The sequence below is a fragment of the Streptomyces sp. YKOK-I1 genome (assembly GCF_054660435.1).
On sequence record NZ_BAAGDR010000001.1, the window covers coordinates 494,744 to 508,626 of the forward strand.

The following is a 13,883-nucleotide window of genomic DNA, read 5'->3' on the forward strand; positions in this document are numbered from 1 at the left end:
TCTGATGGCCAGTCGCAACAGTTAGAGACTGTAACTCTTGCGATGATGGCTAGCAAGCGTGGGAGGTCCGGGTCTTCGTTAGGGTGTGTCACCTGGAACACGGATGCCGTGGTGACAGCCGCGGAGGAGAGAGGAGCGCCGGTGGCCGGCAGTGCGCAGAGCCCGAGGGCGCGGTATCGCGAGCAGACCCGGACCGAGATCAAGGACATCGCGCTCCGGCAGCTCGCCGAGGGCGGGACGGGGGCCGTGGCGCTGACCCGGATCGCGAAGGAGGTCGGCCTGTCGGGCCCGGCGCTCTACCGGTACTTCGACAGCCGGGACGCACTGCTGACGGACCTGATCAGGGACGCGTACGCCGATCTCGCGGGGGCCGTCTCGGCGGCGGCCGGGGTGCTGCCCGCGGGGACCGCGCCCCGGGTCCGGCTCCAGTCGCTCGCGGCGGCCGCCCGGACCTGGGCCGTGGCCGAGCCGCACCGCTATCTGCTGATCCAGGGCACTCCGGTGCCTGGCTACACGGCGCCCGCGGACACGCTGGACAGCGCTCGGGCGGTGCTGGGGCCGTTCCTGCTCGCGTTCGCGGAGGCGTCCCCCTCGGCCTCGGTGCGGCCGGTGGTGAGCCAGATGACGGAGTGGGCGGCGAAGGATCCGGCGGTCGCCGAGTGGGCCCGCGCGCAGGTGCCCGCCGGTACGGAGGGTGTCGCCCTGGCGGGCGCCGTACTCGCCTGGACACATATGCACGGCGCCACCGGCCTCGAGGTGTCCGGCCAGTTCGAGGGCATGGGACACGACGGGGCCACCCTGCTCACGGCCCAGCTCGACCTGCTGGCGGACGGCTTCGGCCTGCGCTGAGCCGCCGGGGGTCGCGGCGCGACAGGTCTTTCCAGCGCGGCGCGGCGCGGGCACGACATGAGGCCAGGGGGTAACCGGGTTTCGGCGCGACCGGGACGTGACCTGCTTTCACGGCGCGACGGGGCGCTGCGGTCTGACGGTTCTTGCGGCCCGACCGGGTCTTGCGGCGCGACCCGCTCCTACGGATCGACCGGGTCCTCCGGCACGACCGGCCCTTACAGCTCAACTGACCCTACGGAGCGGCCCGCTCCTGTGGCCCGGCCCACTCTTGTGGCACGACCGGTTCTACGGCATGACCGGCCCTTGCAGCTCGACCGGCCCTGCGGAGCGGTGCGCTCCTGTGGCGTGAGCGGTGCTGCCTGGCCGCGTGGTGCGACCTGGTTCGGTTTTCGGCGCGGCCAGGGCTACGGCGTGTAGAGGTACGGCGTGGTGGTGGTCAGCGCGGCGAAGCCGAGGCGTTCGAGGATGGGCCGGCTCTGGTCGGAGGCGTCGACCTGGAGATAGCGGTAGCCGCGCTCGGCGGCGATACCGGCGCGGTGGGCGATCAGAGCGCGGTAGATGCCGCGGCCACGCCACTGCGGAACGGTGCCGCCACCCCACAGACCCGCGAACCGCGTGCCCGGGATGAGCTCCATGCGCGCCGAGCTGACCGGTTCGTCACCGGCGAGCGCGACCAGGGCGACGATGGTGTCCGGGGCCGCGGTGAGCCGGGCGAGCACGAGGTCCCGCAGGAAGGAGCCGTCGTGGCCGAAGGCCTTCTCGTTGGCCGCGACCATGAGCTCGACGCCCGCCGCGTCGGTCACCCGTTCGATCCGCACGCCCTGCGGCGGCGGCACGTCGACGAGCTGCTCGCTCGTCTCGCCGATCATCAGCGTCTCCTCGGGCTCGGCGGTGAACCCGGCGCCCGTGAGCCGTCGTCCCAGGTCGGCGGGGCGGTCATGGCCGTGGTGCTTCCACTCGAACTCCGCCCCGCGCCCCGCGAAGAAGGCGACCTGCGCGGCGATCGCGGCGTCCGCGTCCGCGCCGTCCAGGTCGGACCAGAGGACCCCGTTCCAGCCGCCCTCGCCGCCGACGTGGCGGACCACGCCCCCGGTCCGCTCGATCCGGGCGTCGGAGCTCTCGGGGCGGGCGCCTTCGCGCATGTCCCGGTCGTACAGGGCGAGTACCGCGGCATGATCCATACGGCCCACTCCAGCATCCCGGCGCCACGCCCCACAACGGAATTTACGGCGCCGGGACTCGGCCGTGCCGCCTAGGCTGTGCGGCGCCGAAGATCGACACGCCCGCGAGGAGGCCGTACACCGTGATCGAGGAGAGCGAGCTGCCGTATCTGCGCCGCTGTGTCGAGTTGGCCGCCGAGGCGCTCGAGGCCGGGGACGAGCCGTTCGGGTCGGTGCTGGTCGGCGGGGACGGGACGGTGCTCGCCGAGGACCACAACCGGGTGGCGGGCGGCGATCGCACCCGGCACCCCGAGTTCGAGCTGGCCCGTTGGTCGGCGGCGCGGCTGACCCCCGAGGAGCGGGCTGCGGCCACGGTCTACACCTCGGGCGAGCACTGCCCGATGTGCGCGGCCGCCCACGCCTGGGTCGGCCTCGGCCGGATCGTCTACGTCGCCTCGTCCGCCCAGCTCGTCACCTGGTTGGAGGAGTGGGGGGCGGCGGCAGCCCCGGTACGGCCCCTGCCGGTGCACGAGGTGGCCCCCGGAGTGACCGTGGAGGGCCCGGTCCCGGAGCTGACCGACGAGGTACGCGCACTGCACCGCCGATTCCACGGCACCTGAGGTCAGCGGCATCCCTCCACCCTCCGGCGGTGGGGCGCCACCGACTCCGTCGTGCGATTGAATGCGGCGCCGCCTCTGCCCGCCGGACGACTCGGCCCGCCCGACACCGCCCACCCCCCGCCGGCGGGGGCCCGGCACCGCCCGCCAGCCCGGCGGTGAGGCCGGGATTTCGGCCTGCGGCTGAGTGCGGCGCTTCCGTCGCGGGAGAGCCGATGCGCCCCGCAGGTCCCCGTTCCGTGGGGGCCTGCGGGGCGGATCGGCGGAGGTTCAGGAGGTTCGAGCCCGTGCGCTCAGCCCTGGGCGCCCGGGCGGAAGCGGCGGTAGAGGACCGCGCCGGCCAGGACCAGGGCCGCGCTGCCGGCCAGGGCGGGCACGGTCGCGTCGGCGCCGGTGTGGGCGAGCGCGGACACGGTCCGTTCGGAGGCCGGGGTCTGGGGCGCCCGGGCGTGCGGGACGGTCTTCGTGCCCGGGGCGGGACGCTGCGGCTCGGGCTCGGGAGCCGAGGGCTGGCGGGTGGGCGGCACCGGCGTGCTCGGACGGCCCGGCTGCGCCGGGTGCTCGGGCTTGTCGACCGGGCCGTTCACCGACTGGTTGCCGAACACCGGGTTCAGGACCCCGACGACGTCCACGCTGTTCCCGCTGGCGTTCAGGGGCAGGTCCACCGGTGCCTGGAGGCCGTTGCCGGAGACGGCTCCGGGCGACCCGGTCGTCGTGCCCGTCGCGCCCGCCCCGGACGCCGGAGCGTGCTTCTTCGGCGCGGCGCCCTTGTTCGCACAGCTGTTGCCGAACGCGGGGTTCAGCAGGCCCACCAGGTTCACGGTGTTGCCACAGAGGTTGACCGGGAGGTGCACCGGAAGCTGCACGCCGTTGCCGGAGGCCACGCCGGGCGAGCCGGCCGCGGTACCGGCGGCGGAGGAGTCGGCGAACGCCGGCATCGTCACGGCGGCCATCGCGCCGGAGGCTGCTGCTACGGCGAGCACACCGTTTCGGGTAGCCCGTCTCATGGGTCCCTGCCTTCCATACAAGCCATACAGGTCGCGGGCACTCGCCCGCACCAGGTAAAACGCGGGCGAACCGAACGAGTTATGCCCAATCCGTCATTCACCCCATCGGGCGCTCCCGGTCGAACGGCCTCACGCCCCCGCGGGCCGCCCCCCGCGAGGCCGCCGGACGGCCCGGCGGTGACCGCCGCCCGTCCGGAGGCGCGCCTTCCGGAGGCCGCCTATCGTGATCGGGACGCCGGTCCCCGGTCCGCTGCGGGGCGTCCCTGGAGGCATTGATGCTGGCCATGCTGTCGACGCGACGCCGCCGCGCACTCGCCACGGGCGCCGCACTCACCCTGCTGGGGACGGGACTGCCGACGGCCGCCGCGGCGGCCGGGGCCGACCCGTCCGGCCTCGACCGGTTCTACGACCAGAAGATCTCCTGGTCGGCCTGCGACCTCGACGGCGTGCCCGAGGACCTCCAGTGCGGCAGGGTGAGCGTGCCGCTCGACTACGCGCACCCCGGGGCGGGCTCCCTCGACCTGGCGCTCGCCCGCTACCGGGCCACCGGCGACAAGCGGGGCTCGGTGCTGCTGAACTTCGGCGGCCCCGGAGGCGCGGGCGTCCCCGGGCTCGCCTACGGCGGCAAGGACTTCATGGAGCTGACCGACGGCTACGACGTGGTGACCTTCGACCCCCGGGGCGTCGGCCGCTCCTCCCCCGTCAGCTGCGGGGACACCGGGGAAACGGACGAGGGGCTGAGCGCCCTGGAGGACGACACCGCGCTCGACGATCCCCGCGCGCTGCTGACGCGGCTGCAGCGGACCGCCGCCGACTGCGCACGGCATTCCGGGCCCGTCCTGACCCACATCGGCACGGTCGACGCGGCGCAGGACATGGACGTCATACGCCAGGCCCTGGGCGACAAGAAGCTCAACTACCTGGGATTCTCCTACGGCACCCGACTGGGCGCCGTCTACGCGGCCCGGTTCCCCGGCAAGGTCGGCCGGGTGGTCCTCGACGGCGTCGACACCCTCACCGAGCCGCTCACCGAGCAGGGACTCGCGGGCGCCCGGGGCCAGCAGGTGGCGCTCGACGACTTCGTCGACTGGTGCGTCAAGGACATCGCCTGCCCGTTCGGCACCGACGCGCGGACGGCCCGCGAGGAGGTGCTCCGCACGGTCCACTCGCTCGACGAGGACCCCGTCCCGACGGACTTCGGTGACGACTTCACCGGACAGGACCTGGTGGCCGCCCTCGGCCAGGGTCTCTACAGCGAGGAACTGTGGCCCTCGCTGGAGCGCGCGCTCGCCCGGCTCGTCGAGGACGGCGACACCTCCGGGGTGCTGGCCTTCGCCACCGGCGGCGTAGTCTTCCCCGCCCGTGCCGCCGGCCCCGCCCCCTCCCCCAGCCCGCTCGTCGACGCCGAGGACGTTCCGCTGGACAACCTCCCGGCCGCGCTGATGGCGATCAACTGCGCCGACGACCCCGACCGCCCCACCGCCGAGCGGATCACCGCCGACCTGCGACGACTGCGCGCCGACTACGACAAGGCGTCACCGGTGTTCGGCCGGTACCGCCTGGCCGAGGTCCTGCTCTGCTACGGCCGGCCCCGGGGCACCGACTTCATCCGCGAGAAGGTGAGGGACGTCGACACGGCGAAGATGCTCCTCGTCGGCACCCGCGGCGACCCGGCGACGCCGTACCGCTGGACCGTGGAGACGGCCGCACGGCTCGGCGACGCGGCCGTGGTGCTCGACAACCGGGGCGAGGGCCACACCGGCTACGGCTCGTCCAAGTGCGTGCACCGCAAGGTCGACGACTTCCTGCTGTACGGCTCCCTGCCCCGCACCGGCAGTTCCTGTCCGTCCGACGAGGACGGCGGCTGAGTGCGCCGGTTCGTGCCGTGGCTGCTCGTCGTCCTCTGCGCGGCCGGGGCGCTGACCGCGGCGTGGGCGGTGTCCGCCCGGTGGTGGTGGGCGGTCGGCCCTCTGCTCGCCCTGGCCGTGCTCGGCGCCTGGGACCTGCTCCAGCGCCGGCGTGCGCTGCTGCGCAACCATCCCCTGGTGGGCCGTCTGGGATACCCGGTGCGGGAACCGGCGCCCCCCGTTCCCGTCCCGCACGACGGGCAGGAGTTCTTCGCGGCCTCGGCGGGCCCGGTCCCGCCGCCCGAGGAGGAGCCGAGGGTGCGCGTGGGCGGGCCCGACTGCACGCTGCCGTACGACATGGCCCTGCTCAACGTGTCGGCGCTGAGCTTCGGGGCGCTGTCCGCCCGCGCGGTCCTCGCCCTCGGCCGGGGCGCGGCGCTGGGCCGTTTCGCCCAGGACACCGGGGAGGGCGGGCTCTCCGATCACCATCTGCGCGGCGGCGGTGACCTGGTCTGGGAGATCGGCACGGGCTACTTCGGCTGCCGCGCTCCCGACGGGGGTTTCGAGGAGCGGGAGTTCGCGGACCGGGCGGCGCTGCCCGAGGTGAAGTGCGTGTCGCTGAAGCTGTCGCAGGGGGCCGCTCCGGGTGGCGGCGGGGTGCTGCCGGGGGCCAAGGTGAGCGCGGAGATCGCGCGGGAGCGGCGGGTGGTCCCGGGGCGGACGGTGGTCTCGCCGCCGGGTCACCGGGTGTTCTCGACACCGCGTGAACTGGTGCTGTTCCTGGCCCGGATGCGGGAGCTGGCGGGCGGCAAGCCGACCGGGTTCAAGCTGTGCGTGCGGTCGCGGCGGCAGGTCCTCGCGGTGTGCAAGGCGATGCTCGCGGAAGGCGTCACGCCCGACTTCGTCGTGGTGGACGGGGCGGAGGGCGGGTCGGGCGCCGGGCCGGCGGACCTGGTCGACCGGCCGGGGATGCCGCTGACCGAGGGGCTGATGACCGTGCACAACGCGCTCGTCGGCGCCGGTCTCCGGGACCGGATCCGGATCGGCGCGAGCGGCGGGATCGCCACCGGCGCGGACATCGTCCGGCGGCTCGCCCAGGGAGCCGACTACACCAACGCGGCCCGCGCGATGATGACCGCCGTCGGCTGTGTCGGCGCCGGCCGCTGCCCCACCGGCGCCTGTCCGGTCGGCGTCGCCACCCAGGACCCGTGGCGGGTGTGGGCGCTGCACGTCGGCGACAAGGCCCGGCGCGTGCGCCACTACCAGCGGGCGACGGTCCGCAGCGCGGTCCGGATCATGGCGGCGCTGGGCGTGCGCGAGCCGGGCGGGCTCACCCCCGGGCATCTGCTGCGCCGTACGGACGCGCGGACGGTCCGTTCCTACGCCGAGCTGTACGAGTGGCTGGAGCCGGGCGCCCTCACCGCCGGGCCACCCGCGGGCTGGGCGGCCGACTGGGCGGAGGCGGACCCGGACGCCTTCGGCTGAGTCCGCCGGGACGCGCCGGGCGCCGGCTCAGCCGACGAACGCGCCGATCGCCGCCGTCAGCTCGGCCGGCTTCTCCACGGGGAGTTCATGGCCCGCGTCCAGGATGCGGACGGTGGCGTCCGGGTACGCCTTCGCCATCCGGAGCATCTGCTGCACCGGCAGCTGGATGTCGTAGTACCCGTGGATCATGAGGGTGGGGGCCTTGATCTCCCCGACCCGGTCCAGGACGTCGAAGGCCCGCATGGCGCCGTACAGCGTCATGACCACCTCGCGCGGGGTGTCGGCGGAGGAGTCGACGTACCGGCGGATCTCCTCCCGGGGGAAGCCCGGCGCGAAGGCGCGCTGGATGTTGGTGGCGACGAACAGCTTGAAGGGGACCAGGGTGGAGGCGGCCATCAGCAGGCCCCGGCCCCTGCTGTACGTCATCCGGGCGATGGAGTTCACCAGGACCATGCGCTCCACCCGGCCCGGGTGGGAGAGGGCGACGGTCTGCGCGATCATCCCGCCCATCGAGTGGCCGACCAGGACGCAGCGCTCGATGCCGAGGTGGTCGAGGAGGGCGACGAGGTCCGTCGCCAGCTCGGCCACCGTCCTCACCCCGGCGCCACCGCTCTCGCCGTGTCCGCGCAGGTCGAGTCGGACCACCCGGCGCGTCTCGGCGAAGTGGGCGACCTGGTGGTCCCAGCGGCGCCGGTTCGCCGTCCAGCCGTGCACGAAGACCAGCGGCGTCCCGCCGCCGTCGCGCGGTCCCTCGTCGTCGTACGTCAGCGGTGCGCCGTCGACTTCGAGCTGCGGCATGGGTGCCTCCTGCGGTACGTCCCGGTTACTGACGCGTACGGTAACCGTCGGCCGGGGTCGTCGTCACCGTCGTACGCCGAGGAAATCCGGGACTTTGCCGGGGAACCGCCGTGGGCGCGCCCAACAGGACGGCCCACCGAACGTTTTGCGCGCGTTACCCCGAATGCCCCATAGGTGAATCGGTCCTATGGTGCTCATATGGAGCACGCACTCAGTCCCGCGACCCTCTCCGAACTGCGCCGCCCGCGCCCCTATCCCGCGGTCTCCGTGCTGACCCCCACGCACCGCCGGGAACCGGACAACGCCCAGGACCGGGTCCGGCTGCGCAATGTCGTGGCCGACGCGAAGAAACAGCTCGAATCCGACCCGGGGGTCACCCGCGAGCGGCGCGCCGACGTCGCCGACCAGCTCGACCGGGCGCTCGCCGAGGTCGACCTGACGTACACCGAGGACGGGCTGGTGATCTTCGCCGCGCCCGGGGAGCACCAGGTGTGGTCGCTGGGCCGTCCGGTGCCGGAGCGGGTCGTGCTCTCGGACACCTTCCTGACCCGCAACCTCGTCTCCGCGCAGGCCGCCGAGCGGCCGTACTGGGTGCTGTCGGTCTCCGCCGACCGGGTCACCCTGTGGAGCGGCGGGCCGGAGCGGGTCACGGAGGAGCACCTCGGCGGCTTCCCGATGCTCCGTCGGCAGGAGAACTTCGACGCCGAGCGGCGGGAGCAGATCGGCGACACCCCGAGCACCTTCCGCGACGAGGACACCCGTCACTTCCTGCGCGAGGCCGACACCGCGATGAACCGGCTGCTGCGCCTGGCCGCGCGGCCGCTGTACATCACCGGTGAACAGGCGGCCCTCTCCGCCCTGGACGAGATCGGCACGGTCACCCGGGCCGCGGTGCACGTCCCGCACGGCGGGCTGTCGCACGGCACCCCGGACTCGGTGTGGCAGGCGGTGCGGCCGATGGTCGCCGCCGAGGCCCGCCACAGCGTGGACACGGTCAGCCGCGCGCTCGAATCGGCCCTCGGCCGCAAGGAGTTCGCGGCCGGCGTGGACGAGGTGTGGCAGAGCGCCCGCGAGGGCCGGGTCCGGCTGCTCGCCGTCGAGGAGAACTACCGGGTGACCGTGCGCGACGACGGCGACCATCTGATCCCGGCCCTGAGCGGCGACCTCGACGCCCGCGAGGACATCGTGGACGAGATCGTCGAACAGTGCCTGGAGACCGGCGCCGACGTGCGCTTCGTCCCGGACGGCACGCTCGGGAACGAGGCGGGGATCGCGGGAGTCCTGCGGTACTGAGAACCGCCGTCGCTTCTGCCCCCCCTCCCCGCCCCTCCGCACCCCCTGCCCCCGCGCGTACGCTACGACAAGATCGTCGGCCGGGAGGGAGCGGGCACGTGGGGGATCTGCTGGGTGTGGCGGTGCTGGGGGCCGGGCACATGGGCGCGGACCACATACGGCGCCTGGACCGCGTGGTGAGCGGGGCCAGGGTCGCCGCCGTGGCCGATCCCGACCCGGCGCGGGCGGAGGACGCCATCGCCGGCATCGACGGGGTCGTCGTGCACACGGAGACGGAGGCCGCGCTGGACGCCCCCGGAGTGGCGGCCGTGCTGATCGCCTCGCCCGGTCCCGCGCACGAGGAGGCCCTGCTCGCGGCGCTCTCCCGGGGGCTTCCGGTGCTGTGCGAGAAGCCGATGGTGCCGGACTCGGCAGGGGCCCTGCGGATCGTCGAGGCGGAGGCCCGGCTCGGCCGACGGCTCACCCAGGTCGGGTTCATGCGCCGCCACGACGCCGAGTACCGGCGGCTCAAGGCGCTCCTGGACGGCGGGCGGCTGGGACGGCCCCTGATGCTGCACTGTGTGCACCGCAACGTCTCCTCGCCGCCCGACTTCACCAGCGCGATGCTGATCGACAGTTCGGTGTCGCACGAGATCGACGCGGCCCGCTGGCTGCTCGGCCAGGAACTGACGGCGGTCTCCGTGCTGCGGCCGCGCCCCTCCTCCGGCGCTCCGCAGGGGCTGCTCGACCCGCAGTTCGTGGTCTTCGAGACCGACGGGGGCGCCCTGGTGGACGTGGAGGTCTTCGTCAACTGCGGCTTCGGGTACCAGGTGCGCTGCGAGGCCGTGTGCGAGGCGGGCAGCGCGCGCATCGGCGACGACCACGGGATGCTGGTGACCGCGCGCGGCGACGCGGCGACCGAGGTGCCGCAGGACTATCTGGTCCGCTTCGTGGCGGCCTACGACCGTGAGGTGCAGAGCTGGGTCGACGCCGCCCGGCGGGGCCGCGTCACCGGCCCGACGGCCTGGGACGGCTACGCGGCCTCCGCCGTCGCGGAGGCCGGCATCCGGGCGCTGGAGAGCGGGGGCCGCGTCGGGATCGCCCTCGCCGGGCGTCCCGCGCTGTACGCCGGGCACGACGACTGAGACCGCCCGGACTCAGACATTGCCGAGCAGGGCCTGGAGGCCCTCGTCGACGGCGGCCCCGACGTCCTCCCGTCCCGCGGGGACCACGGCGTAGCTGCGCAGCAGGAAGCGGCGCAGGGCGAAGGTGTCGAACTGGAGCAGTGCCATCCCGAACGGCGAGTGCAGCTCCACCACCGTCCGGGCCGGGCCGCAGGGCCAGATGTGCACATCGCCGGTGCCGGCGGGGCCGTGGAGGCCCTCCTCCAGCAGGGTGCGGCCGAAGGTCCAGGTCGCGGCCTCCTCGGCGAGGGAGATCTCCGCCGGGAAGTCGAGGTGCACGGCGAACGGGTCGTGGGCGGCGTAGCGGAGCGTCGCGGCGACGGGCAGTTCCTGGTCCTCGGCGGTGATCAGGCGCGCGCGGACGGGCTGTTCGAGGGTGATGTCCATGCTTGTAGGACCCCGGATGCACCGCTCGCATTACGCGAAAGCGGGTGCTACTTGATGTGATCTGCGTCACGGCACCGATGACCTGAACATACGGCCGCCGAACAGGCGACCGGCGGTCTTCCCGTAGCCCCCTCCGCTCCCTCAAGTCACGTACGTCACCTACGACTTCACCCCGCTCCCGGCATATGACCAGCACCGCCGCGAGCCCGCCTCGGGGACGGAGGCATATGCCAGAGACACCACTGAATCGTGTGTTGCCAAATCCCTTACACGCCGTCGCGGGCTGTGCAACAGTCGTAACGGCCCTTCCGTCCCCGTTCGTCGTACCGTCCCCGCATCGGAGTGCGTCATGCCGTCCCATCTGTCTGCGGACCATCCCGCCGCCCAGCCGCCGGGACGCGGCTCGGTCGACGCGCTGATCTCGCAGACGCGACGGCTCAAGGTCGACGTCGACGCCGTACGCCGGGACGCCCGGGACATCGACACCGCAGACCCGCAGGGCCGCTGGCAGCGCGCGCTGTACGACCTGGCGCTCCATCAGCTCGAGGACCTCGACGCCCATCTCGCCCAGCTCCGGGACGGCCCGCCGCCGGCCCCCGCCGCCCCCCGGGACTCACTGCTCAGCCGGGTCGGCAGCGCGGAGTGGAATCTGCTGGCGGACCACGCCCTCTGGTCCGAGGAGCTCTACGGCATCCTCGGCCGCGACCCGGCCACCCCCGCGCTCACCCTCGACGAACTGCCCTCGCTCGTCCTCGACGAGGACCGGCCCAAGCTCACCGCGATGGTCACGGACTGTCTGGTGGACGCCCGGCCCATCGACGGCGAGTTCCGCGTCGTACGGCCCGACGGCGGGGTGCGGACCGTGCACATGATGGGTGAGCCCGTGCTGGACGGCGAGGGCGGCACCGCCTCGATGTGGGCCGTGCTGCGGGACGTCAGCGCGCTGCGCCGCAGCCAGAGCGAGGTGCGCGAGACCCGTGAGTCGCTGCAGCGCCACCGGCAGCGCACGCGGAGCGACCACCGGCTCGCGGTCGAGCCGCACGAGGCCGTGCTCCCACCCGGACACGGCGCCCTGCGGCTGCCGCACCGGGACACCGGCACCCTCGACCTCGCCGCCGCCCGGCTGCCCGCCGCGACCGGCTCGCCGCTCGGCGGGGACTGGTACGACGCTCTCGAACTCCCCGACGGCCAGACACTGCTGAGCGTCGGGGATCTCACCGGCCACGGCCCGGCCGTCGCCGCGGACACGGCGATGCTGCTGGGCGCCCTGCGCGGCATGGGCATGGCCGGCACCGCACCCGCCCAACTGATGGGCTGGCTCAACCAGTTACTGGACGCCACCGTGCAACCGGTGCTGGCCGGCGCCCTGTGCTGCCGCTACCGGCCCGACACCCGCACCCTCACCTGGGCGCAGGCCGGACACCCCACCCCGCTGCTGTTCCGCGACGGGACGGGGTGCCGGCTCGACACACCCGACGGTGTCCTCCTGGGCGCCACCACGGGCGCCGTCTACGGGCAGGCCGAAACGACCCTCGGCACGGGCGACCTGCTCCTGCTGCACACCGCCGGACTGGTACCCGGCGACCGGACGCACCGACTGCTCGACCTCGCCCCCCGCTTCCACGAGGCGCGCACCGCACAGGACTGCCTGCGGACGGTCGTGGAGGAGTTCGGCGAGAGCGCGCGCGACGACGACGCCTGTGTGCTCGTCGCCCGCGTCACCCGGTGATCAACTGCTCGTCAACGTACCGCCGACGCACTCACGTCTGAGCGGTGTTGCCGCCCCGTCCTCCCCTCGGCCTCGGCAGCGCCTGCCTGATCTGCTCACGCAGCTCGCTGATGCTCGGGTAGCCGGCGTACTCCGCGGTGAGCCGGTACATCTCGCGCAGCCGGTCCCAGGTGCGACGGGAGGAGTTCGAACCCATCGACATCAGGGCCAGCCGGGCGTAGCGGTCCGCCTGTTCCGGGTCGTCGGCGATGAAGCAGGCCGAGGCCATGGACAGATGGTCGAAGATCTTCGACCGCTCCCGGCCGTCGACCCGGAGCGCCAGGGCCTTCTCCGCGTAGTACTGGGCGTGGACGGCCGCCTGCGGCTCGAACTCGGCCAGGGTGCGGTAGGCCAGGGCCTGCATGCCGTACAGATCCTCGTCCTTGAAGGTCTGCATCCAGGACGGCGGTTCCGCATCGGCCCGGTCGGAGACGAAGAGGTCCTCCGCCTGGCCCAGGGTGCGGCGCATGGCCTGGCCCTTGCCCATCGACGCCTGCGCCCAGGCCTCGATGGTGTGGAACATCGCCCGGGTCCGCGGCAGCACCTGGCTGCCGGAGCCGGACTGGGCCAGCTTCATCAGGTCCAGGGCCTCGTCGGGCCGGCCCAGATGGACCATCTGACGGGCCGCGCGGGAGAGCGCCTCCCCCGCCCGCGGCCGGTCGCCGCCCTCCCGTGCGGCATGGGCGGCGATGACGAAGTACTTCTGGGCGGTGGGTTCGAGGCCGACGTCGTGCGACATCCAGCCGGCGAGGACGGCGAGGTTGGCGGCGACGCCCCACAGGCGCCGCTGGAGATGGGCAGGATGGTGGTAGGCGAGCATGCCGCCCACTTCATTGAGCTGTCCCACGACGGCCTTGCGTTGCAGCCCGCCCCCGCGGGCCGCGTCCCAGGCTCGGAACACCTCGACCGAGCGCTCCAGTTCCTCGATCTCCTCCGTCCCGATGGGGGCGGCCTCATAGCGGTCGAACCCAGCGGGGTCGGCATGCGGGAGGAGGGGGTTGTCGAGGACGGGAGCGTCGGCGGAGAGGGTGGGGTCGGTGTGCAGCCATTCGTACATGGCGCTGCTGAGTGCTGATCCCGCGGCGAGCGCGGCACCCGCGCCCACCAAGCCGCGTCGGTTGAGCATGAGGTCCATTCCCGTGAATTCGGTGAGGACCGCGGCAGTCCGTTCGGGCGCCCACGGCAAGCCGTCGGGATGTTCTGCGCTCCCGCCGCCCGGCCGTTTCCCCGTACGCCCGTGCCGGACCAGACCGAGGTCCTCAATGGTCACGACACGGCCGAGACGCTCGGTGAACAGGGCCGCCAGCACCCGCGGCACCGGATCGCGCGGGATCTCTCCCGTGTCGATCCACCGCCGCACCCGGGAGGTGTCGGTCGACAGCTGGGGGTGGCCCATGGCCGCCGCCTGCCGGTTGACCAGCCTCGCGAGTTCACCCTTGGACCAGCCGGCCAGGCCGAACAGGTCCGCAAGGCGGGTGTTGGGTTGTCCGCTCACGTAAGCCCCCAGGT

General features: G+C 73.6%; 12 protein-coding genes. 7 read left to right on the plus strand and 5 right to left on the minus strand.

What is annotated here, in order from left to right:
* Nucleotides 1-141: 141 nt before the first annotated feature.
* Nucleotides 142-849, plus strand: coding sequence for a TetR/AcrR family transcriptional regulator (locus ACYQ8Q_RS02295; RefSeq protein ID WP_460061316.1), 708 nt, complete (start codon nt 142-144; stop codon nt 847-849).
* A 404-nt stretch (nt 850-1,253) separates the two neighbouring features.
* Here ACYQ8Q_RS02295 and ACYQ8Q_RS02300 read toward each other — a convergent pair whose 3' ends face one another.
* On the minus strand, nt 1,254-2,030 hold the full coding sequence (locus ACYQ8Q_RS02300; protein ID WP_460061318.1) for a GNAT family N-acetyltransferase: 777 nt from the start codon (nt 2,028-2,030) through the stop codon (nt 1,254-1,256).
* Between the two features lie 122 nt (nt 2,031-2,152).
* Between ACYQ8Q_RS02300 and ACYQ8Q_RS02305 the strand changes: the two genes are divergently transcribed.
* A complete protein-coding gene (locus ACYQ8Q_RS02305) occupies nt 2,153-2,629 on the plus strand; it encodes a nucleoside deaminase (protein WP_460061320.1) in 477 nt (158 codons plus the stop codon).
* Between the two features lie 290 nt (nt 2,630-2,919).
* Here ACYQ8Q_RS02305 and ACYQ8Q_RS02310 read toward each other — a convergent pair whose 3' ends face one another.
* Nucleotides 2,920-3,633: a chaplin gene (locus tag ACYQ8Q_RS02310; protein WP_460061323.1), complete on the minus strand. Its 714-nt coding sequence runs from the start codon at nt 3,631-3,633 to the stop codon at nt 2,920-2,922.
* Between the two features lie 275 nt (nt 3,634-3,908).
* Between ACYQ8Q_RS02310 and ACYQ8Q_RS02315 the strand changes: the two genes are divergently transcribed.
* Nucleotides 3,909-5,501, plus strand: coding sequence for an alpha/beta hydrolase (locus ACYQ8Q_RS02315; RefSeq protein ID WP_460061325.1), 1,593 nt, complete (start codon nt 3,909-3,911; stop codon nt 5,499-5,501).
* On the plus strand, nt 5,502-6,965 hold the full coding sequence (locus ACYQ8Q_RS02320) for a glutamate synthase-related protein (RefSeq protein WP_460061328.1): 1,464 nt from the start codon (nt 5,502-5,504) through the stop codon (nt 6,963-6,965).
* 27 nt (nt 6,966-6,992) lie between these two features.
* Here the strand turns inward: ACYQ8Q_RS02320 and ACYQ8Q_RS02325 are convergent, their stop codons facing one another.
* Complete coding sequence (locus ACYQ8Q_RS02325) at nt 6,993-7,763, minus strand: alpha/beta fold hydrolase (protein WP_460061329.1); 771 nt, start codon at nt 7,761-7,763, stop codon at nt 6,993-6,995.
* A gap of 198 nt (nt 7,764-7,961) precedes the next feature.
* On the opposite strand from ACYQ8Q_RS02325, the gene ACYQ8Q_RS02330 reads away from it, so the two are divergent.
* The gene (locus ACYQ8Q_RS02330; protein ID WP_460061331.1) at nt 7,962-9,056 is read left to right on the plus strand and encodes a baeRF3 domain-containing protein; all 1,095 of its coding nucleotides are present in this window, start codon (nt 7,962-7,964) and stop codon (nt 9,054-9,056) included.
* Nucleotides 9,057-9,154: 98 nt separating this feature from the next.
* Nucleotides 9,155-10,180: a Gfo/Idh/MocA family protein gene (locus ACYQ8Q_RS02335; RefSeq protein ID WP_460061333.1), complete on the plus strand. Its 1,026-nt coding sequence runs from the start codon at nt 9,155-9,157 to the stop codon at nt 10,178-10,180.
* Between the two features lie 12 nt (nt 10,181-10,192).
* On the opposite strand, the gene ACYQ8Q_RS02340 is transcribed toward ACYQ8Q_RS02335, so the two are convergent.
* Complete coding sequence (locus tag ACYQ8Q_RS02340; RefSeq protein WP_460061335.1) at nt 10,193-10,606, minus strand: SsgA family sporulation/cell division regulator; 414 nt, start codon at nt 10,604-10,606, stop codon at nt 10,193-10,195.
* 349 nt (nt 10,607-10,955) lie between these two features.
* Here ACYQ8Q_RS02340 and ACYQ8Q_RS02345 point away from each other — a divergent pair, with 349 nt between their 5' ends.
* Nucleotides 10,956-12,335 (plus strand): PP2C family protein-serine/threonine phosphatase, encoded by a 1,380-nt coding sequence (locus tag ACYQ8Q_RS02345; protein WP_460061337.1) that lies wholly within the window; start codon nt 10,956-10,958, stop codon nt 12,333-12,335.
* Between the two features lie 31 nt (nt 12,336-12,366).
* On the opposite strand, the gene ACYQ8Q_RS02350 is transcribed toward ACYQ8Q_RS02345, so the two are convergent.
* Nucleotides 12,367-13,869, minus strand: coding sequence for a DNA-binding protein NsdB (locus ACYQ8Q_RS02350; RefSeq protein ID WP_460061340.1), 1,503 nt, complete (start codon nt 13,867-13,869; stop codon nt 12,367-12,369).
* Nucleotides 13,870-13,883: the final 14 nt, after the last annotated feature.

Excerpts from the sequence above, each read along its gene's own strand:
- ACYQ8Q_RS02300 (WP_460061318.1), bottom strand. The coding sequence starts at position 2,030 with ATGGATCATGCCGCGGTACTCGCCCTGTACGACCGGGACATGCGCGAA.
- ACYQ8Q_RS02310 (WP_460061323.1), bottom strand. The coding sequence starts at position 3,633 with ATGAGACGGGCTACCCGAAACGGTGTGCTCGCCGTAGCAGCAGCCTCC.
- ACYQ8Q_RS02315 (WP_460061325.1), top strand. The coding sequence starts at position 3,909 with ATGCTGGCCATGCTGTCGACGCGACGCCGCCGCGCACTCGCCACGGGC.
- ACYQ8Q_RS02325 (WP_460061329.1), bottom strand. The coding sequence starts at position 7,763 with ATGCCGCAGCTCGAAGTCGACGGCGCACCGCTGACGTACGACGACGAG.
- ACYQ8Q_RS02330 (WP_460061331.1), top strand. The coding sequence starts at position 7,962 with ATGGAGCACGCACTCAGTCCCGCGACCCTCTCCGAACTGCGCCGCCCG.
- ACYQ8Q_RS02340 (WP_460061335.1), bottom strand. The coding sequence starts at position 10,606 with ATGGACATCACCCTCGAACAGCCCGTCCGCGCGCGCCTGATCACCGCC.
- ACYQ8Q_RS02345 (WP_460061337.1), top strand. The coding sequence starts at position 10,956 with ATGCCGTCCCATCTGTCTGCGGACCATCCCGCCGCCCAGCCGCCGGGA.